General features: G+C 34.2%; 13 protein-coding genes, 1 riboswitch and 1 other annotated feature. Of the genes, 12 read left to right on the top strand and 1 reads right to left on the bottom strand.

What is annotated here, in order from left to right; translation table 11 throughout:
* Positions 1 to 105 precede the first annotated feature (105 nt).
* From DWW68_RS10360 to DWW68_RS10310, 11 genes are all read left to right on the top strand, one after another.
* Positions 106 to 1398: a UDP-N-acetylglucosamine 1-carboxyvinyltransferase gene (locus tag DWW68_RS10360; RefSeq protein ID WP_021951806.1), complete on the top strand. Its 1293-nt coding sequence runs from the start codon at positions 106 to 108 to the stop codon at positions 1396 to 1398.
* 84 nt (positions 1399 to 1482) lie between these two features.
* Positions 1483 to 1718, top strand: a binding site (T-box leader).
* A gap of 97 nt (positions 1719 to 1815) precedes the next feature.
* Positions 1816 to 3807: a 2-isopropylmalate synthase gene (locus DWW68_RS10355; RefSeq protein WP_118589919.1), complete on the top strand. Its 1992-nt coding sequence runs from the start codon at positions 1816 to 1818 to the stop codon at positions 3805 to 3807.
* 70 nt (positions 3808 to 3877) lie between these two features.
* Positions 3878 to 3983, top strand: a riboswitch (SAM riboswitch).
* A 151-nt stretch (positions 3984 to 4134) separates the two neighbouring features.
* The gene (metK, locus tag DWW68_RS10350) at positions 4135 to 5322 is read left to right on the top strand and encodes a methionine adenosyltransferase (RefSeq protein WP_021951808.1); all 1188 of its coding nucleotides are present in this window, start codon (positions 4135 to 4137) and stop codon (positions 5320 to 5322) included.
* Positions 5323 to 5959: 637 nt separating this feature from the next.
* Positions 5960 to 6376 carry a hypothetical protein gene (locus DWW68_RS10345; RefSeq protein WP_158576883.1) on the top strand — a complete coding sequence of 139 codons (417 nt, stop codon included), beginning with the start codon at positions 5960 to 5962 and terminating at the stop codon, positions 6374 to 6376.
* A 64-nt stretch (positions 6377 to 6440) separates the two neighbouring features.
* Positions 6441 to 6857: a hypothetical protein gene (locus tag DWW68_RS10340; RefSeq protein ID WP_147365758.1), complete on the top strand. Its 417-nt coding sequence runs from the start codon at positions 6441 to 6443 to the stop codon at positions 6855 to 6857.
* 65 nt (positions 6858 to 6922) lie between these two features.
* A complete protein-coding gene (locus tag DWW68_RS10335) occupies positions 6923 to 7339 on the top strand; it encodes a hypothetical protein (protein WP_147365755.1) in 417 nt (138 codons plus the stop codon).
* A 444-nt stretch (positions 7340 to 7783) separates the two neighbouring features.
* The gene (locus DWW68_RS10330) at positions 7784 to 8200 is read left to right on the top strand and encodes a hypothetical protein (RefSeq protein ID WP_147365673.1); all 417 of its coding nucleotides are present in this window, start codon (positions 7784 to 7786) and stop codon (positions 8198 to 8200) included.
* A 97-nt stretch (positions 8201 to 8297) separates the two neighbouring features.
* Positions 8298 to 12185 carry a calcium-binding protein gene (locus DWW68_RS10325; protein ID WP_118595000.1) on the top strand — a complete coding sequence of 1296 codons (3888 nt, stop codon included), beginning with the start codon at positions 8298 to 8300 and terminating at the stop codon, positions 12183 to 12185.
* Positions 12178 to 16575 carry a calcium-binding protein gene (locus DWW68_RS10320; protein ID WP_118594998.1) on the top strand — a complete coding sequence of 1466 codons (4398 nt, stop codon included), beginning with the start codon at positions 12178 to 12180 and terminating at the stop codon, positions 16573 to 16575. The genes DWW68_RS10325 and DWW68_RS10320 overlap by 8 nt, the downstream gene beginning before the upstream one ends.
* 39 nt (positions 16576 to 16614) lie before the next feature.
* Positions 16615 to 18741: a type I secretion system permease/ATPase gene (locus DWW68_RS10315; protein ID WP_279220125.1), complete on the top strand. Its 2127-nt coding sequence runs from the start codon at positions 16615 to 16617 to the stop codon at positions 18739 to 18741.
* The gene (locus tag DWW68_RS10310) at positions 18734 to 19528 is read left to right on the top strand and encodes an HlyD family efflux transporter periplasmic adaptor subunit (protein WP_118589969.1); all 795 of its coding nucleotides are present in this window, start codon (positions 18734 to 18736) and stop codon (positions 19526 to 19528) included. Before DWW68_RS10315 ends, DWW68_RS10310 begins: the two co-directional genes overlap by 8 nt.
* A 126-nt stretch (positions 19529 to 19654) precedes the next feature.
* Here DWW68_RS10310 and DWW68_RS10305 read toward each other — a convergent pair whose 3' ends face one another.
* Positions 19655 to 20491 carry a pyridoxamine kinase gene (locus DWW68_RS10305; RefSeq protein WP_118589971.1) on the bottom strand — a complete coding sequence of 279 codons (837 nt, stop codon included), beginning with the start codon at positions 20489 to 20491 and terminating at the stop codon, positions 19655 to 19657.
* 221 nt (positions 20492 to 20712) lie between these two features.
* Here DWW68_RS10305 and DWW68_RS10300 point away from each other — a divergent pair, with 221 nt between their 5' ends.
* Positions 20713 to 22101 (top strand): PLP-dependent aminotransferase family protein, encoded by a 1389-nt coding sequence (locus DWW68_RS10300; RefSeq protein ID WP_118589973.1) that lies wholly within the window; start codon positions 20713 to 20715, stop codon positions 22099 to 22101.
* The last annotated feature ends 18 nt before the right edge of the window (positions 22102 to 22119 follow it).

The raw sequence follows: 22119 nt of genomic DNA, 5'->3' as shown, positions 1-22119 counted from the left end.
ATAAAAATATCAATAGGTGAAAAAAGCAGATTTTGACAAGAATTAAGGCACACTGTTATTTATTTGAGTAAATTTTTGGAGTTTACATAAAACCCGAGGTGAATAATGGAAAAATATATTATTAAAGGTGGAACACCACTTTATGGTGAAGTTGATATAAGCGGGGCGAAAAATGCAGCATTGGCTTTGATTGCAGCAGCAATTATGACCGATGAAGATGTAACTTTAGAAAATATTCCTGATGTCAGTGACATCAATCAGTTAATAGATGCAATAGAAACAATTGGGGCAAAGATAAACAGAGTTGACAGACATTGTGTAATTATAAATGGTGGAACCATTAATTCCTGTATTGTGGAAGAAGAACAGATGAGAAAAATAAGAGCTTCTTATTATCTTCTTGGTGCCCTTCTTGGAAAGTTTGGAAAGGCAGAGGTGGCTCTTCCGGGAGGCTGTGTTATAGGAGAGAGACCTATTGACCAGCATCTTAAGGGATTCAGGGCATTAGGAGCTACAGTTATCCAGGATCACGGAATGCTTAATGCACATGCAGATGTATTAAGAGGAAACAATATTTTCTTTGATGTTTCTTCAGTTGGAGCTACCATTAACATAATTTTGGCAGCTGTTATGGCAGAAGGTAAGACTATTATAGAAAATGCGGCAAAGGAACCGCATATTGTTGACGTGGCTAATATGTTAAACAGCATGGGTGCCGACATTAGAGGTGCAGGAACTGACAAGATTAGAATTAACGGAGTTGAGAAATTGCACGGAACAGTGTATTCTACCATTCCGGACCAGATTGAAGCAGGCACATTTATGTGTGCGGCAGCTGCAACAGGTGGAGAGATTTTAATTAAGAATGTTATTCCTAAGCATTTAGAGTGTATTTCATCTAAATTAATGGAAATGGGATGCACAATTATAGAATATGATGATTCAGTTAAGGTTAAAGCCGGTGATTTTATCAGATGTGCTAACATAAAGACACTTCCTTATCCCGGATTCCCTACAGATATGCAGCCACAGATGGCAGCAGTGCTTACTATGGCTAATGGGGTAAGTACCGTTACGGAAAGTATCTTTGAAAACAGATTTAAGTATGTAGCAGAATTAAACAGAATGGGTGCCATAACTAAGGTAGAAGGCAGAACAGCCATTATTACCGGAGTTGGAAGTATTCAGGGTGCTAAAGTAAAGGCAACTGATCTTAGGGCAGGAGCAGCATTGGTTATTGCGGGTCTTGCAGCTGAGGGATTTACTACGGTAGATGATATTGTATACATTAAGAGAGGATACGAAAGATTCGATGAAAAGTTGTCAGGACTTGGAGCAACTATCGCAAAAGTAGATTCTGAAAGGGAAGAACAGAAGTTTAAATTAAAAGTAGGATGATAAAAAAAATCAATAAAACTGATTAATATTGTCACTACACAAAGGAAAAGGCATATGTTAATATATGTTCATCCTAAAAATATTGCAAAGGCTATGAAGAGGAATAGTAATTAATGAGCTGTACCAAGAGAGATGTCGGAAGGTGCGAGACATCAGATGCAGGTTAATGAACTCGCCCCGGAGCTTCCGGCTGAAAACATCAAGTAGGTCAGGACGGAAATCCACCGTTAAAAGGAAGGGATGTGAATGCATCCTATGAGAGTGTGTATTTATTACATGAAACAGAGTGGTACCGCGCAAGTAAAGCTTACGTCTCTGTGCTTCCTACAGATGGAGCACAGGGATATTTTTTTGCATTAAAAGTTGGAAACTTTTATATAGATATTTTTTAAAACAAGATTAAAGGAGATAATTATCATGATGAACTACAAGAAGTATAAGAGACAGTATTTTATGCCACCTGTAGTAACTACAGACTGGGTAAAGAAGGAGTACATTGAAAAGGCACCTATATGGTGTAGTGTTGACCTTAGAGATGGAAATCAGGCTTTAATTGAGCCTATGAGTCTCGAAGAAAAACTGGAGTTCTTCCAGATGCTTGTGGATATCGGATTTAAGGAAATAGAAGTGGGATTCCCGGCTGCTTCAGAAACAGAGTACAATTTCATGCGTGCCCTGATTGAAAGAAACATGATACCGGATGATGTTACAGTTCAGGTTTTAACTCAGGCAAGAGAGCATATTATTAAGAAAACTTTTGAAGCTGTAAAGGGTGCAAAGCACGCAGTTATTCATTTGTACAATTCCACATCAGTGGCACAGCGTGAACAGGTTTTCAAAAAGAGCAAGGAAGAAATAATGAAAATCGCCGTAGATGGTGCAAAGCTTCTTGATGAATTAGCAAAGGAAGTAGACGGCAACTTCTCATTTGAATATAGCCCTGAAAGTTTCTCAGGAACAGAAATGGATTATGCATTAGACGTATGTAATGCAGTATTAGATGTGTGGAAACCAACAAAGGATAACAAGGTTATTATTAATCTTCCGTCTACAGTGGAAAATGCAATGCCGCATGTATTTGCAACCCAGATTGAATATATGCATAAGAATTTAAAATATCGTGATGCAGTAACAATATCAGTTCATCCACATAACGACAGAGGTTGCGGTGTGGCAACAGCTGAACTTAGTGTATTAGCAGGAGCAGATAGAATTGAAGGTACATTGTTTGGAAACGGTGAGAGAACAGGTAATGTTGATATAGTTACTCTTGCCATGAATATGTTATCTCATGGTGTTGATCCAAAGCTTGACTTTAGCAATTTAAATGAAATAAGCAAGGTTTACGAGAGACTTACAAGAATGAAGGTAGGTCCACGTCAGCCATACGCAGGAGATTTAGTATTTACTGCTTTTTCAGGTTCACATCAGGATGCCATTGCCAAGGGTATGGCATGTAGGGCAGCAGGCAAAACTGATGAGTGGACTGTTCCATATATTCCTATTGATCCTGTAGATATTGGAAGAACATATGATTCTGATGTTATTAGAATTAACAGCCAGTCAGGAAAAGGTGGCGTAAGTTACATTTTGAAGCAGAACTTCGGACTGGATTTGCCGGATAAGATGAAGGAAGAAGTGGGATATACAGTTAAGCATGTTTCAGATAAGGAGCATAAGGAATTATCACCTGACTGGGTATATCAGATATTTGAAGATAAATACATAAATGATGTGGGAGCATTCTCTGTTCCGGAAGTACATTTCCAGCAGAAAAACGGCATTATGGCAGAAGTTACCATTGCACAAAATGACGGGGTAAGAATTGTTAAGAGTACAGGTAACGGTAGATTAGATGCTGTAAGTAATGCATTTAAGCAGTATTTTAATATTAGCTACGAACTTTCAGTATACGAGGAACATTCATTATCAAGAGGTTCTTCTTCAAAGGCTGTTTCTTATGTGGGAATAAGCTATAACGGAGCTATGCATTGGGGCGTAGGATTAGACGAGGATATTATTAAATCATCAATCCATGCATTAACAGTAGCCGTAAATCAGGTTATTAAGGAATTAGGTGAAAAAGACTGCCAGGACGAGAGACTGACTGAAATAATTAATTATATTAATACAAATTATTTAACGGTTTCTTTAGATGAATTAGCAGATCAGTTCCATCTTTCAAAACCTTATTTATCAAAGTACATTAAGGATAAGTCAGGAAAGACCTTTGGAGAGTTAGTTAAAAATGTCAGAATGAAAAAGGCAAGAACTCTTTTAAAGGGGGGAAACATGACTGTTGAATCTATTGCAGAAAAGGTAGGATACCAGAATGTTGAACATTTTAACCGCCTTTTTAAGAAAAAGTACGGAATGACACCGGTACAGTTTAGAAACAGCAGAGATTAATGTTTTTGGGATTTATTCCTTGACATATGTATGCTATAATAGTAATATAACCATTGCAAATAAATATTTTCTCTTATTCAGAGTGGTGGAGGTACAAGGACCGAAGAAGCCACGGCAACCCCGACATTTGTCAGGAAGGTGCCAACCTGAGCAGACACAAGTTTGATCAATAAGAGGATTTGATACCTTGAATTCAAGTCCACTGTTTAGTGGACTTTTTCTTTTATAAAAATAAGGTTTAAAGAAAAATAAATTCTCACAAGTAGAAAATAAATATTTGTAAGATACTATAGTTAAAGCATTTAAAACAAAGAAAAGGAGAAGTAAATGGAAAAAAGATTGTTTACATCTGAATCAGTAACTGAAGGTCATCCTGACAAAATGTGTGACCAGATATCTGATGCCATATTAGATGAATTAATGCGTCAGGACCCTATGAGCCGTGTAGCCTGTGAAACAAGTATTACAACAGGTCTTGTGTTGGTTATGGGTGAAATAACTACAAAGGGATATGTTGATATACAAAAAATAGTAAGAAATACTATCAGGGAAATCGGTTATGACAGGGCTAAATACGGATTTGACTGTGACACATGCGGAGTTATAACAGCATTAGATGAACAGTCAGCAGATATTGCATTAGGAGTTGATAAGGCTCTTGAAGCTAAGGAAAACAAAATGTCGGATGAGGACATTGATGCAATTGGTGCCGGTGACCAGGGAATGATGTTTGGATATGCTACTAACGAAACAGAGGAGTTAATGCCATATCCTATTTCATTGGCTCATAAGTTAGCAAGAAAACTGACGGAGGTCAGAAAAAACGGAACACTTCCATACTTAAGACCTGATGGAAAAACACAGGTTACAGTAGAATATGATGAAAATGGAAAGCCATTTAGATTAGATGCGGTAGTTTTATCGACTCAGCATGATCCGGAAGTTACCCAGGAGCAGATACATGAAGATATTAAGAAATATGTATTTGATGAAATTCTTCCACAGGATATGGTAGACGAAAATACAAAATTCTTTATAAATCCAACAGGACGTTTTGTTATAGGCGGACCAAATGGCGATAGCGGACTTACAGGACGTAAAATAATTGTTGATACTTATGGTGGATACGCAAGACACGGTGGTGGTGCTTTCTCTGGAAAGGATTGTACAAAGGTTGACCGTTCAGCTGCTTATGCAGCAAGATATGTTGCAAAAAATATTGTGGCAGCAGGATTAGCAGATAAATGTGAAATTCAGTTATCATACGCCATTGGTGTTGCACATCCTACATCAGTAATGGTAGATACATTTGGAACAGGAAAGGTTTCAGATGAAAAATTAGTGGAAATCATTCGTGATAAGTTTGATTTAAGACCTGCAGGTATTATAAAGATGTTAGACCTTCGCAGACCTATTTACAAGCAGACAGCTGCATATGGTCATTTTGGAAGAAATGATTTAGACTTACCTTGGGAAAAGACTGATAAAGCAGAGGAACTGGCAAAGTTAGTTTAATGTGATGTGAGTTTTCGGAAATTACGTAACAAGAAAGTAATCCGTAGACAATGGTGAGTGGCAGTGATACATTCATATTGACATAAAAGCGGTGCTATGGCGTTGAATAAAGCGATAGTGCCGCTTTTCTTATAGAGGACATGGAAAGTGGTATGTATATTATAGCGAAAGAGGGGAAAACATTGATTATTTAAAAAAGAATCGTAATAAAAAATGTTCATTAAATGGAGAGCGTGTTACCTGGATGTTAAGAACACCGGAAACTTATTATAGTTCTGCAGTTTGTGTTTTTACCTGGGATGACAAGATATCGATATAAAATGCATATGAAAAGGCGGGATAAGACCGGCATTATGTATAGATTCATCAACAAAAGTGTCATATGAAGGAAATGGAGGAGGAAGGTTTGTTATTATGCATGAGGGACCGGAAAGCACAGGTGAGGAATAAAATTTAGATTTATTTTTTTATAAAAATGATAACGATTTATTGAGGATACCTTTCCTGTAGAAAAACGAAATATTCTTTGTAAGAAATAACATATCTTTAACAGTTTTCATGGATTATCAGTGTTTGTATTTTGGTAAATTATTGTGCAAAATTTTTGTACAAAATAAATAAGAAAGTTTAGGAGAAAATGATGGAATCAAAAAAATTTAATTTTGTTTATGAAAAGACAACAGAGGAAGACAGAAAATTTATTGAATCATTTCAGATTGAGAAGGAGTATCATAGTGGAATGGTAGATGTGATGTATTGGGCTTGTGATAAGGAAAAGGGGATGTATTTCATTCTTAATGATGCTTCATTAGGATTAGTGTTGGAGGGAGTGAATGGACCTAGAGTGGCAAACTTTATATATAAAAATATAGTGAATACTATAAAATATAACTATCATTCTGATAGATTTGTACATTCTATAGAATATAAAGAATTTAGGGTAGATAAAAAGCTAAAAGATGAGGAAGAGTATGTTGTTGAAGCAATGAGAAAAGCATTAGAAGTATTTTGGGGGAGTTTTTTTAATGATCGAAAAATGAAGGCCTTAAATTGATAAAACTTAGCACAAGGGAATTACATAAGCACAATGTAAAATAAATAATAAAGTTTAGGAGGAAATGATGGAATCAAAAAAATTTAATTTTGTATGTGAAAAGATAGCAGAGGAAGACAGAAAATTTATTGAAGCTTTTCAGATTTATAGGGTGTATCATGGTGGAAATGTAGATGTGTCAAATTGGTCTTGTGATAAGGAAAAGGGGATGTATTTCATTCTTAATGATTCTCCATTAGGATTAGTGTTGGAGGGAGTGGATGGACCTAAAGTGGCAAACTTTATATATAAAAATATAATTAATACCATAAAATATGACTATCATTCTGACAGATTTGTACTTTCTATAGAATATAAAGAATTTAGGGTAGATAAAAGGCTAAAAGATGAGGAAGAGTATGTTGTTGAAGCAATGAGAAAAGCATTAGAAGTGTTTTGGGGGAATTTTTTTGATGATCGAAAAATGAAGGTTTTAAATTGATAAAAACTTTGTGCAAGGGAATTACATAAGCACAATGCAAAATAAATAATAAAGTTTAGGAGGAAATGATGGAATCAAAAAAATTTAATTTTGTATGTGAAAAGATAGCAGAGGAAGATAGAAAATTTATAGAATCCTTCCATATTCGTAGGGTGTATCATGGCGGAATGGTACAGGTTGTATATTGGGCTTTTGATAAAGAAAAAGAAATGTATTTAGTTATTAATGATTCTCCGTTAGGATTAGTGCTAGATGGAGTGAATGGACCTAAAGTGGCAAACTTTATATATAAAAATATAGTTAATACTATAAAGTATGTTTATCATTCTGATAGATTTGTGCTTTCTATAGAATATAAAGGATTTATGGTAGATGAAAGGTTAAAGGATGAGGAAGAGTATGTTATTGAAGCAATGAAAAACGCATTAGAAATATTTTTAGGTAAAATTTTTAAAAATCGAAAAATTGAGATTGCAAATTAATAAATAAAATTTGAGCTTGAAAAATGTAAAATAATATGTGGATTTAAATACGATATAATTTTGATAAATATAAAACAATATATTTACTTTGGTATACATATATGGTATCATAATAATGTTTTTATAAAAAATACAGCATAAATAATAGCGAAAGAAGTACTCTTTGCTGTTGAGAGCGAATGAAAGAGGTTAAATATCTTGCAGAGGAAAGGTTATTATTATGTATGAGAGGTCGGAAAGCACAGGAGAGGAATGGAATTCAGATGTATTCTTATAAAAAGGATAACGATTTATTGAGGATATCTTTCTTGTAGAAAAACGAAATATTCTTTGTCAGAAATAACATATCTATTAACAGTTTTCATGGATTATCAGTGTTTGTATTTTGGTAAATTATTGCACAAAATTTTTGTATAAAATAAATAAGAAAGTTAAGGAGAGAAAATGATGGAAACAAAAAAATTTAATTTTGTTTATGAAAAGATAACAGAGGAAGACAGAAAATTTATTGAATCTTTTCATATTAATAGGGTGTATCATGGTGGAATGGTAGATGTGGTGTATTGGGTTTATGATAAGGAAAAGGGGATGTATTTTGTGGATAATGACGCTCCGTTAGGGTTGGTGCTGGAGGGAGTAGATGGTCCCCAAGTGGCAAATTTTATATATAAAAATATAGTTAATACTATAAAATATGACTATTATGAAGACAAATTTGTACTTTACGTAGAATATAAAGAATTTAGGGTAGATGAAGTGCTAAAGAAAGAGGAAGAGTATGTTATTGAAGCAATGAGAAATGCATTAGAAATATTTTTGGACAAAGCTTTTGAAAATCGAAAAATTGAGATTGTAAATTAATAAAAATCTAGAGCGAGATAATTAATTTAGAAGTTTAGTTTGAGAAAGCTTATGTTATATGAAAAAACGTTAGAATATTAAATGAAAAGAGGGCAAAATGAGTCAGTTAGCAGAAAGAACAATAGAGTTTATTGAAGGATATGATGGTTTAAAGCACGATAATGAAGGAGAAATTACGGAATCTAGTTTGGTGGAATTTACCAGAGCATTGGAAAAATTTTTGAATAGGGAAAGTTTTAACGGAGTGACAGGAGAAGTACTTCCTTACTGTGGAGGCGCCAAGGTGGGAGAGGCGTGGCTTCCACTTTATAAAGTAGCCGAAGCATTGAGTAAAGAAAAAAAATATCAATATATTAGTAGCACGGAATTGGGAAATTTAATTAATGATAAACCATTAGGTATAGCATTAGGGAATAAGATTGGCATAGAAAATGCAAAACTTGTTCTTTATGGAGGAAAGGATGGCTTGTTAGAAATTAAAGAGGGCAGTGGTGTTTTAAATCTAAGTGATTATACATCAAAAAGACTGATGCTTGAAGTGGCAGCAGGGGATGTGAAACCTTTAATGTGGGAATTAAATCCTAATAAGGTTTTTTTAAGAACGGAATTTGATGCTTTATTGAATAATCCGAAAGTAAAATCTATATGGGGAGAGAGTACAGAAACAATAAAGGAAATCGTTCATAATTCAAAACGTTATGGATTTAAGGATGAAATGGAAGCAAAAATGTTTTATCAAGAATGGTTTGCACATAAAACAGGTCAATTTATGAAAGACATTGATATCACAATTGGATATGATAATAATGGAAATATTGTAGTGTATAAGGTGGATAGTTCTAAAGTAGGTGGTGGAACTTCATATGTAACAGAAAAGGATAATATGGATTTCTCCCGAAATACAAAAAACATGGATATCAGTGATGCAATAACAGACATTGATATAAAACGGGAACTTGGCGAACTGGAGAAAATATACAATGAACGATATAAGGGAAAAGTATTTACTGAATCTCAAAAGAGCATTCTGAAAGATGCATTACAAAAATATAAAGAGTTAGGTAGTCCGAGAGCTTGCAAACAATATGCAACTAAAATAGCAGAGATAGAGAAGACATTATCCGGAATTTCTAAAGTGAGTAAAGCGGTAAAATATGCGGGCACAGTATTTTTTGTTGCATGGGGAGCATCTACGATAATCAGTGCAGCAGAAAAATATCAGAATGGTCAAAAGGAGGAAGCGTGTAAAGAAATAACAGGCTTTTTTGCAGAAATAGCAGGTGGTTCTGTAATTACAGGATTGATGGAACCGGCAAACCTATATTTGGCAATGGTAGCAGGAACAGCAATCTGTCCGGCTGCAGGTGTTGTCGCATTTGTTACATTAGAATTATTTGAATTTTGGGTGGGATCTAAACTTGGAGAATGTGTGAATGACATGGCGTACAGTATTTTTGATTGGTTCAAGGAGGCACTTGCTCAGCGTGTTGATCCATTAATTGTTGATTTGGATGGTGATGGTATAGAAACAATATCATTAAAGAACAACGTCCATTTTGATTTTGATGGAGATAAAAGTGCAGAGGCTATGGGCTGGGTAGGCAGTGATGATGGTCTTCTTGTATTTGATGAAAATGGTAATGGCAAAATTGATGGAGGAAATGAGTTATTTGGTAATGCGTCAAGCATATCAGAAGATGAAATTGCAGCAAATGGATTCTTAGCTCTTGCAAATTATGATAACAATGCAGATGGAGTGATGGATGAAAAAGATGCTATGTATTCAAAGATACAGGTATGGAGGGATGTAAACAGCAATGGTAAAACAGAAGACGGAGAGTTATTATCATTAAAACAGGCAGGAATCAAATCTATAAATTTAAATTATTCAGAACAATACGCTGTGGATGATATGGGAAATGAACATAATCAGGTTAGTACATATACAGATTTTAACGGAAAAGAGTTTGATATACATGATGTATGGTTTGAAATGGATAGTGTTGACACAGTAATACACAATGATGATTATGTAATATTAGAAGAGACAAAAGATGTTTTTGCATTACCTGAATTAAAAGGAACAGGTAAAGTAAATACATTGCATCAGGCAATGCTTAGGGAAAAAACGGGAAAGTTACAAAATCTCGTGAAACGATTTGCAAATGAAACAGATGAAATAACAAGAAGACAGATTGTATCTGAATTGGTTATGAGATGGTCAGGAGTTTATGATGTTGACCCATATAGTAGGGGAAGCAAAATGAAAGATGCAAGAAGACTCGAAGCAATTGAGGAATTTTTAGGTCAGGAATTTACACATCAGGTAGGTGGTAGAAATCCGGTTGAAGCAGCAGCTGAAAAATTGGAAAAAGCATATAGTCAATTAGTTGATATATATTATTATCAGTTAAAGTTGCAGTGTGATTATAAAGATTTATTTGTTGGTGTGACGTTTGATTATGATGAAGAAAACGAGGAACTTGTATTTGATTATGCGGGTATTGGAGATATTGTAGAAGAAATTAATGAGAAGAATCCGGAGTTGGCAAAGAAAAAGCTTTCTGATTTTATGGATACATTATATGGTTCAGGAATGATTTCCAAAGAAAATATGGACAGCTTTATTAAAAAAGTGTCAGGAATAGGGAAAGATTACGAAACCATTGTAAAATGTGCATCAAATGATTTAATAAAGGGAACTGATAGGGACGATATCCTTTACGGCTACGGTGGTGATGATCTGGTCTATGGGTATGATGGAGATGATATATTATATGGAGGTTCAGGAGAAGATACATTATCTGGTGGATTTGGGGATGACAAGTTATATGGAGACGAAAATGATGATGTGCTTTATGGTAATCATGGGAATGATATATTAGATGGTGGATCTGGCAACGACACATTGTATGGTGGGGAAGGTGATGATACATATGTATATAATTTATATTCGGGAGATAAAACAATTATTGAAGATGATTGGGAAGGTCAGGAAACAATTCTTTTTGGGGAGAAAATTGGTTTTTCGAATCTTAATTGTTCCATCAACGGGACAGATCTGGAAATTAGTGTAGAAGAATGTGAGGATAAAGTTATAGTTAAAAATTTTGTTTCAGGCTCATCTTATAGAAAAATAAATTTCCAATTTTCAGATGGCTCAAAAATAAACCCAATGGATACAGATTTAGTTAAGGATAGGACAAAAGGAACGGAATATGATGATAAAATTACTGTTTCTGCAAATGGAGAGGAAATAAACGCAGGTTCAGGCGATGACATAATAAATGGATCAAAAGAGGCAGACGTCATTCATGGCGGAGAGGGAAGAGATAGTATTTATGGAGCACAGGGAAACGATAAACTCTTTGGTGAGAATGGCAAGGATTATATAAGAGGGGATGCCGGAGACGACGTGATTTATGGCGGAGAAGGTAGTGATACACTTATTGGAAATGAAGGCAATGATATAATCTATGGTGGGGATTCTAATGACGATATTAGAGGAAATGAGGATGACGATATACTTTATGGTGAAGGTGGTAGAGATACATTAAGTGGTAATGCCGGAAATGATACTATATATGGAGGGGAAGGAATTGATACATTATATGGAGATGATGGAGATGACTTTCTTTATGGAGGTTCAGGAGATGATACATTAAATGGTGGAAAAGGCAATGACATATTAGACGGAGGAACCGGTAATGATATATTAAATGGAGAAGCCGGAAATGATATATATATCATTACAAGAGGAAATGGCAATAAGGTCATCAATGATACAGCAGGAAATAGTGTCTTAAAATTTTCTGAAGGAATAACAGTCGGAGACCTGATGTTTAGCGATACCAACAGAAATTTTATAATAACAATCAAAGAAACAGGTGAAATCACAACAATAAATGACATTATCGGCTCTAAAGAAGGGTGTATGTTAGAGCAATTTATGTTACAGTTTGCTGACTGGAGACCTGATGTTTAGCGATACCAACAGAAATTTTATAATAACAATCAAAGAGACAGGTGAAACCATAACAATAAATGACATTGTCGGCTCTAAAGAAGGGTGTATGTTAGAGCAATTTATGTTACAGTTTGCTGACGGAACAGAGATTAAGCTGGATTCTGAAAATGGCCCTATCAGAAGATTAGAGGGTAGTGATAAGGGACAAAGTATTTATGCAAGTGAAATGGATACAAAACTCTATGGTAATGCCGGAGATGACTATTTATATGGAAATAAAGGCGAAGACATCCTTTATGGAGGTGAAGGGAGTGATGAACTGAGAGGAAACGCCGGTTCAGACATCCTTTATGGAAACGATGGAAATGATTACCTGTCCGGAGGAACTGAGAATGATACTCTTTATGGCGGTGCACAAAATGATAAATTGAATGGGGATGATGGAGAAGACATTCTTTATGGAGGTTCAGGAGATGACACATTAAATGGTGGAAAAGGAAATGATATATTAGACGGAGAAACCGGTAATGATATATTAAATGGAGAAGCCGGAAATGATGTATATATCATTACAAAAGGAAATGGCGATAAGGTCATCAATGATGCAGCAGGAAATAGTGTCTTGAAATTTTCTGAAGGAATAACAGTCGGAGACTTGATGTTTAGCGATACCAACAGAAATTTTATAATAACAATCAAAGAAACAGGTGAAACCATAACAATAAATGACATTATCAGCTCTAAAGAAGGGTGTATGTTAGAGCAATTTACATTACAGTTTGCTGACGGAACAAGTCTTAATCTAAACGAAAAAGATGCTCCTGTAAGAGTTTTAAGAGGATCTGATGAGGATGATTACTTGTATGCAGCTGAAGTTGAAAGCACTTTATATGGTGGAATGGGCGATGACGTTCTGAAAGGTAATAATCACAATGATGTTCTATATGGTGACAGTGGAAATGACACGCTAAATGGAAAGAATGGAAATGATAATATATACGGTGGACTTGGAGATGATCAACTATACGGAGATGATGGAGACGACATACTTTATAGTGGTTTGGGAACAGATACATTGCATGGAGGTAACGGTAATGACGTTCTATATGATCAGGGCGGTAATAATTCATTGAAAGGAGAAGCTGGAGATGATACTTATGTAATTGGAAAAGCGTCAAATAAAGTATATGTGTCAGACAGTGTTGGGGAAAATATAATACAGTTTGTAGATGGAATAACACTGGAAGATTTAACCTTTACAAAAGATAAAAACCATTTGTATATAAGTGCAAAAAGCACGGATATAGATATGAGAATTAATGACTGTATTGGTTCGGAAAAAAATGCTAATTACGTATTAAAATTTGACAATGATGTTAATATCCGTTTGGAAGATATATTAATGGGAACATTAGAGAGTTACGTTTTAACTATTAATGGAGATGGGGTCACAACAACTATTAATGGAGATGAAGTGATTATGGATGGTACAACCAAAGATGATATTATCACTATTGAAAACAAAAACACAGTTGTAAAGGGGAACCTTGGAAATGACACAGTAGTTGGCAGTGTTAATGAAGATGTTATTTTTGGAGGAGAAGGTAATGATAAACTTAATTCGGGTAAAGGCGATGACCGTATCTTTGGTGGAAACGGAAATGACATTATTTCAGGTGGATATGGAAATGATACAATTTATGGTGAAGCAGATAATGACGTTATATACGGTGGGGAAGATAATGATGTTATGTATGGTGGAGCAGGTAATGATAAGTTGTATGGTGAAGCAGGCGATGATATTTTATATAGTGGAAGTGGGAATGACACTATTTCAGGCGGATATGGAAATGATATATTGACAGCTGATAGTGGTAAAAATAATTTGTCTGGAGATAAGGGGGATGATACATATATTATTTTAGACGAGAATAGTGTTAATAAAATAACGGATTATTCAGGTGAAAATATAATAAAATTGCCTAAGAGTGTAAGAAAGGAGGATTTACAATATGAAACCACAAATTCCGATTTGATAATTAATGTAAAGGGAAAAAATACTATAACTATTGAACGATTTGTAAATTCTCAAGACTATAGAAACTATACATTGTTTTTTGACAATGGTGAAAAAATTTCATTAAATGATGAGAATGGCATTCTTAGAAATTTGGTGGGAACAAATGATTCAGATGTGATGCATTCAATCTTTAACAATTCAATAGTAAATGCAGGAGACGGAGACGATAGGGTGTATGGAACAAATGGTAGCGATATACTTTATGGAGGATTGGGAAATGACACGTTAGATGGAAATTCAGGAGATGATATACTATACGGAGAACTGGGAAATGACATATTATTCGGGGGGGCGGATGATGATACATTATACGGAAATGTTGGAAAGGATACGCTTTATGGAGGTGCAGGGGATGACAAACTCTATGGTGGTTCAGGAGATGATATATTATTTGGAGAAGAAGGAAATGACATTCTAAATGGAGCCTCAGGAACAAACAGACTTAATGGTGCATCCGGAGATGATATATATGAAATAATGGGCAGTCAAATTACAACAATTTCAGATAATAAAGGCAGTAACTTTATAAAATATTTGGATAAAATATCAATAAATGATCTGATATTTGAACGTGTATTAAATGATTTGGTTATTAAGTGTAACAAAAATAATTCTAAGGTGATTATTTCTAACTATTGCTACGATGAGACATATAGGATGTATACATTAATGCTTAATGATGGGACAAAGATTAATTTAAACGGGGAAGAAGGTTATCTTAAGGCTCTTTTCGGAACCGAAGAAAAAGATACTATGACAGCTATTTTTGATGGAAGTACGATACATGGTAATGGAGGCGATGATAGGGTAAATGGTTCGGCGTTTATGGATGTATTATATGGAGATTCAGGAGAAGATTGTATTAGTGGAAATGGTGGTGATGATGAAATATACGGAGGAAATGATAATGATAAATTATATGGAGATGCAGGTAATGATATAGTTCATGGTGATGATGGAAATGATATCATACACGGTGGTGATGGAGATGATTACCTATTTGGAGATAGTGGAGATGATTGTATAAATGGGGGAAATGGAAATGATGTTCTTGACGCCGGAGCTGGAACAGATACATTGAATGGAAATGATGGAGATGATGTATACATAGTAGGAAGAAATTATGATACGGTGTACATTTCGGATATTAATGGTATTAATACGCTTGAATTTATTGATGATATTTCTATGGATGAATTACAATGTGAGTCAGCGTCTGCAGATTTTATAATTAATATTAAGGATAGCAATACAAGAGTAGTTTTAAGTAATTTTGTTTATCAGGAAAGACATAGAAAATTCAAATTGAAATTTTCAAATGATGAGGTAATTGATATTTTGGATCAAAATGGAATAGCCAGAAACCTTGAAGGAACAAATGAAGCAGAAACGCTATATGTTGCTGTTCCGGGAGGAAGTATTGATGCAAAATCGGGTGATGACGTTATTTATGGAAGTAGCCTTGCAGATACGTTATATGCAGGTAATGGTTATGACAAGATAGATGCTGGAGCTGGAGATGATACATTATCAGGTGGAGCCGGAGATGATCTGTTATATGGAAGAGATGGTAATGACACAATCAAAGGTGATGAAGGAAATGATTGTATTTATGGAGGAAATGGAGATGATTACATAAATGGAGGAAATGGAGATGACTTAATATATGGTGGAAATGACAATGACACTATTTATGGTGGAACCGGAAATGATGAAATATACGGTGAGAATGGTGATGATATAATTTATCCAAATGCCGGAAGTAATTATGTAGAAGGTGGAAACGGAAATGACATTTATGTAATAGACAAATCAGATGGAATAACAGTTATTGCTGATGAAAAGGGGTATAATACGTTAAAATTTGAAAGTAATATAAATTTAAATGACGTCACTTTTGAAAGCTTATTGGATAACCTTATTATAAAAAATGCTAATACAAATAAAATTATTATCTGTAAGAATTATAACAAGAATTCATATGCCAGACAGTTTTCTGCAGAATTTGCAGACGGAACTGTTTTGAACGCAGATGAATTCCGAAATATTATTAAGGATAGAGATAAGATAGCACCGTTCTCATCATTAGTTGAACCATATGGCGAGAAAAATAATCGATATAAAATGGAGGGTGCGATGATTGACGAATCCAAAATATCGGATGCGGGAGATGTTATTTATAATTCTCTCAATAGTAATATGGCGCAGTTATTAGTTGATAATTGGTCTACATTGTCTGATGAAGCTGGAATAGCACAATTGAAGAATGGTGCAAATAACGATGATATAAAAATTTTCACAGATAATTTTTGGATAAAAAAAGCTTAAGTTTTATAAGACCCACAACATTATTGTTGTGGGTTAGTTTTGGAGGAAAAAATGAATAACAGTGGATTAACTTGCTTTATAACAATAGTTCAGTATTGGGGAATAAAGATGAATAATGAGACAATTCAGCATTTGACTAATACAGCAAATAAGAACTTTGATGAGGAAAAAATTCTTGGTATGGGAAAATATTTAAATCTTAAATGCAAACTAATTAAGAGTAAAAAGTTAAATAATATAGATAAATTAAATATTCCTATTATTGCTAAGATGAAGGATAATAATTTTGTTATCATAACGAAGAACAAGAATCATATTATGATTTCAAATACTGAAACTAAGGAAACAAAATTAATTGAGCTAAAAGAGTTTTATGAAAATTGGGGCGGTATAGCAATAATAATTTCGAAAAAGGGAAAAGAAAATAGAAAAATTAAATTTGGTTTCAAGTGGTTCTTGCCTACAATATATAAATTTAAAGGGCAACTTATAAGTGTACTTGTAGCGGCATTAATTATACAATTATTAGGATTGTTATCACCAATGATGACGCAAATTGTGGTTGACAAGGTTCTTGTTCATTTTAGTAAGTCGACTTTATATGTTTTAACCGTGGGATTAGCAATAAGTTATATATTTGAACTTGTACTAAATTTAACGAAAAATTATGTGTTTACTCATACAACAAATAGAATAGATGTTGTACTAAGTGACAGATTATTTAAGCATTTGTTTGCTCTCCCTTTAAAATATTTTGAGAGTCGGAGAGTAGGTGATACAATTGCCAGGGTGAGAGAATTGGAAAATATAAGAAGTTTTTTAACAGGTACGCCATTGTCATCACTAATAGATTTATTTTTCGTAATTATTTACATTGTTGTATTGTTCATTTATAGTACAAAATTATCATTGGTTGTTTTATTTTCTTTACCTATTTTTGCAATACTTTCTTTAGTCATTACACCAATGTTTAAGAAAAGTCTGGATGAAAAATACAATAGTGGGGCTGATGCACAGGCATTTTTAGTAGAGAGTGTATCCGCTGTTCAAACTGTAAAATCTTTTGCCTTAGAACCAAAACTGGAAGAAAAATGGGGTAATTTGCAGGCTGAATATGTAAAAGCAAGTTATAAGACTTCTATGATTGCCAATGTTGCCAATAATTTAAGCAGATTTATACAAAAAAATTTTGATTTATTAATACTATTTTTAGGAGCACTGGAAGTAATGGATGGTAATTTCACAGTTGGACAGTTAGTTGCTTTTAGGATGCTGGCAAGTAGAGTAAGTGAGCCGATACTACGTTTTGTGCAGTTATGGCAGGAGTATCAACAGGCGTCTCTTTCAGTAAAGCGAATTGGAGATATATTTAATGCTAAACGGGAAAATTTTGTTAAAAATACAGTTTCCATGCCCAATATTGAAGGGAAAATTGTATTTGACCATGTAGGATTTAGATATAGAATTGATACACCGTTAGTTATTGATGATATGTCATTTCGAATTAATGAAGGTGAGGTTATAGGAATTGTAGGCAAGAGCGGTTCTGGAAAAAGTACCGTATCTAAATTGCTTCAGAGAATGTATATTCCTGAAAAAGGGAAAGTACTTATTGATGGGTATGATATTTCAATGGTAGACACAGCGTGGTTACGAGGACAGATTGGAATTGTTTTACAGGAAAATTTTGTGTTTACAGGCTCTATTGCATACAATATATCAATTCATTGTCCTGAAGCTTCAATGGAACAAATAATAAAGGCAAGTAAAATTGCCGGTGCTCATGAATTTATATCGGAGATGCAAAATGGATATGATACTATAATTGGAGAGAAAGGCGTTGGATTGTCTGGAGGTCAAAAGCAACGAATAGCTATTGCTAGAGCTATAGTAAATAATCCTAGAATACTGATATTTGATGAAGCTACATCTGCACTTGATTATGAATCGGAAAGTATTATTCAGAATAATATAGAAGACATATGTAGAGGTCGTACAGTAATCATCATTGCTCATAGAATATCTACCTTGAAAAACACAGATAGAATTATGACTATTGATAGAGGGAGGGTGGTTGAGTTTGATACGCATGAAAATTTAATGGAGGAAAAAGGTATATATTGTAAATTATATAATATGCAACTGCGAGGTGATATTAATGGATAATGACAGACTTGAGTATTTAGTAAAACAGTCAAAAAAGAATAGGAAAAAGTTAGAGTATGATTTTATGCCAGGATTGATTGAAATTATAGAAAAACCGACAAATAAGGGTGCAATGGTCGTTATATGGACAAGTTTTTTGATGATTATATCGGTATTGATTTGGTCATATTTTAGTAAAGTAGACGTTGTGAATGAATGCAGAGGTGTTGTAGCTTCTTCAAAAGGATTAACATCTGTTGTTAGCTATTATACTGGGAGAATTGATAAAGTATATGTAAAAGATGATGATACAATAAAAAGGGGAGATAAAATACTTGATTTAGTTGACGAAAGTGGAAAAGTAATAGAAATCAATTCAGAAAAAGAAGGAATAGTTACGAATATGTCGGATCTATCCGTTGGTTCTGCAGTACAAATGAATCAGGAATTATTAAAAGTAATACCTAATAACAGCGATTATAAGGTTAAGATTAATATTTCTAACAAGGATATTGCAGATATTGAATTGGGGGACAAAGTAAATATTAAGCTTGATGCATACTCTTATGGTGATTATGGAATGGTAGAAGGGGAAGTAATCCAAATTAATAGAGTTGCAGAACTGAATGCACAGGAAGATTATTGCTTTGCCTCGGAAATAAAGATTAATAAATATGATAATAAAAAAATAAATCTTATGAATGGAATGACATGTACTGTAGATGTAAACATTGGTCAAAGGAGAATAATAGAGTACATATTAGAACCTGTAGTTGAAGCTTTGGAAAAAAGTGTAAAGGAAAAATAAAAGGCAGTTTGGGTAAATATATTTGTTATATCCATTTTGTTGATTTAACCCGGCATAATGAATGATATGCCGGGTTAAAAGCGATATGGGTTACATAAGGAAATTCATTTTAATTAATATTACACATTATTTTCCGATCATTCTAAGTAGCGAAGGAATTTCTGCCTCAAAATTCACTCCGTAATCCACGGAATCCTTGTCGTTATAGTTATTTTGTATACACTTGTAAGTGAAATCCGCAGCAATTTTTAAAGCTCCAAATATAGAGTAGCCGTTCATTAATGCACCGGTGAAGGTGCTGGCAAAAACATCTCCTGTTCCGTGGGATTTAATTGGAACTTCCTTTGTAGAGTAGCAAAAGAAGCTGTCTTCATTAGAATTATAACCCACAAAACCTAACTGTCCGGGATTAGTTTTAACTCCCGTAATAACAACATTTTTTGAACCCAGCTTGGATAATTGTAGAAGCATTGACTTAATGGTATCCACATCGGCGTCTTCTCCCGGATATTTGGCTCCAAGCATAAGGCTTGCTTCAGTAATGTTTGGGAGAATAATATCAGCCTTGCTGCAAAGTGCAGTCATTTTAAGAGCAAAATCAGGAGTAAAGCCTGAATACATTTCACCATTGTCAGCCATGGCAGGGTCAACAATTATATAGTTGTCTTTAGTTTTAAAGGCATCAAAATATTCCGATACAATATCCACCTGTTCCTTTGAACCAAGATAACCTGTGTAAATTGCATCAAATTTAAAACCTTCTTTTAACCAGTGAATTTTAATTGGAATTAAATCATCAGTTAAATCCCTAAAGGTAAAATTATCAAAATTAGTGTGGGTAGATAACACCGCAATAGGTACAATGGCGGTTTCAATACCCATGGCAGATATTATAGGCAGTGCTACAGTAAGAGAACATTTCCCAAGGCAGGAAATGTCCTGAATACTCATTACTCGTTTCATAAAAAATCTCCTTGTATTTTTAATTGTCCACTCCCTGCGGTCAGCGGCAATTAAGAATCCGTGTATTTACAATTACATGTTTTTCAAGTATAATCCAGTAATGGTCTTGTTGTTAATATCATATTATGATTTTTTTTTAATACCAGAATGTTAAAAATGTAATTATTAATATGATGAAAAATTAGAATAACTCAAATTTCATTATAAAACAGGGGGAAACAATGCTTACCTATGATTTTGAAAACAGAGGGAAAATGTCTCTGTACGAATATTTGTATAAATGCATAAAGGATGATATTTTGTCAGGAAAAATTAAGGCAGGGGAGAAACTTCCCTCTAAAAGAGAAATGGCAAAAAATCACAACATAAGTGTTATAACTGTGGAAAATGCCTATGCCCAGCTTATTGTGGAGGGATATATTTTCACAAAGGAAAAACGTGGATATTATGCCAGCAGAATAAGTGGTGATTATCTGGGTGAAAATATTAAAAAGAAAAATATGGCAAGAAGCGTAGAACATAAAAAACAGTGGCTGGTTAATTTTAACTCTAATCATATAATGTACGATAACTTTCCCTTTGCAACATGGTCAAGAATAATGAGGCAGACCCTTTTAGACCAGGAAAATTCCTTCCTTACAAGTCCTGTTCCTAATGGGGTGGCAGAACTTAGAAATGCCATTGCAGACCATTTGGCACATTTTAGAGGAATGGAAATTAACCCTGACAATGTTATTGTAGGTGCGGGAACGGAATACCTTTACAGCATTATTGTTCAGCTTTTAGGTCGCAACACGGTTATTGCCTTAGAGGATCCGGGATATAAAAAAATCGGAAAGGTTTATGAAAGTAACGGAGTTAAATGTCTCCATTTAAAAATTGATAATATGGGAATAAATCCTGAGAATTTAACAGGAAGCGGTGCAGGAGCAGTCCATATTTCGCCTTCCCATCACTTCCCAACAGGAAGGGTTATGCCGGTACAAAGAAGACAAATGCTTTTAAAATGGGCAAAGGAAAATAATGGCTTGATTATTGAAGATGATTATGACAGTGAATTCAGATTTTCGGGAAAGCCAATACCAACCATGGTGGGAATGGACAGTACAAGAGTTATATATATGAATACTTTTTCAAAAACTCTGGCTCCTTCCATTAGAATTGCCTATATGGTACTGCCGGATGAATTAATGGATTTGTATCATAAAAAATTGGGATTTTATTCCGGAACGGTGTCGGGATTTGAGCAGTACACACTGGCAAATTTTATTTCCAAGGGTTACTACGAGAGGCACATTAACAGAATGAGAAATTATTATAGGGAATACAGAAACAAAATAATTGGTGCCATAAAGCAGTCGGATATTTATGAAAAGGTTACCATAGAAGAAGAAAATGCAGGACTTCATTTTATTTTGGGAATCAAAAAGGACATAGATGACGAAAGCTTTAAGGCAGTTTTAAGGGAAAATAATATAAACATATCCGGTGTGTCAGATTACTGTTACAATAAATTAGAGGAGTTTAATCATAAATTCATAATAAACTACTCTGCCGTGTCAGAGGAAAAGTTAAAGAAAGCCCTCGATATAATGAACAAGGCATTGTAAACAGACTTAATTAATACT

It is taken from the genome of Eubacterium sp. AF16-48 (genome assembly GCF_003479405.1).
Taxonomy (GTDB): Bacteria; Bacillota; Clostridia; order Lachnospirales; family Lachnospiraceae; genus Eubacterium_G; species Eubacterium_G segne.
The sequence above is the reverse complement of the archived record's forward strand: the minus strand, read 5'-3'. Positions and strand labels throughout refer to the sequence as shown.

Coding starts and splice junctions, on each gene's coding strand:
- metK (WP_021951808.1), top strand. CDS start 4,135: ATGGAAAAAAGATTGTTTACATCTGAATCAGTAACTGAAGGTCATCCT.
- DWW68_RS10335 (WP_147365755.1), top strand. CDS start 6,923: ATGATGGAATCAAAAAAATTTAATTTTGTATGTGAAAAGATAGCAGAG.
- DWW68_RS10355 (WP_118589919.1), top strand. CDS start 1,816: ATGATGAACTACAAGAAGTATAAGAGACAGTATTTTATGCCACCTGTA.
- DWW68_RS10305 (WP_118589971.1), bottom strand. CDS start 20,491: ATGAAACGAGTAATGAGTATTCAGGACATTTCCTGCCTTGGGAAATGT.
- DWW68_RS10340 (WP_147365758.1), top strand. CDS start 6,441: ATGATGGAATCAAAAAAATTTAATTTTGTATGTGAAAAGATAGCAGAG.
- DWW68_RS10360 (WP_021951806.1), top strand. CDS start 106: ATGGAAAAATATATTATTAAAGGTGGAACACCACTTTATGGTGAAGTT.
- DWW68_RS10330 (WP_147365673.1), top strand. CDS start 7,784: ATGATGGAAACAAAAAAATTTAATTTTGTTTATGAAAAGATAACAGAG.
- DWW68_RS10310 (WP_118589969.1), top strand. CDS start 18,734: ATGGATAATGACAGACTTGAGTATTTAGTAAAACAGTCAAAAAAGAAT.
- DWW68_RS10320 (WP_118594998.1), top strand. CDS start 12,178: ATGTTTAGCGATACCAACAGAAATTTTATAATAACAATCAAAGAGACA.
- DWW68_RS10325 (WP_118595000.1), top strand. CDS start 8,298: ATGAGTCAGTTAGCAGAAAGAACAATAGAGTTTATTGAAGGATATGAT.
- DWW68_RS10300 (WP_118589973.1), top strand. CDS start 20,713: ATGCTTACCTATGATTTTGAAAACAGAGGGAAAATGTCTCTGTACGAA.
- DWW68_RS10345 (WP_158576883.1), top strand. CDS start 5,960: ATGATGGAATCAAAAAAATTTAATTTTGTTTATGAAAAGACAACAGAG.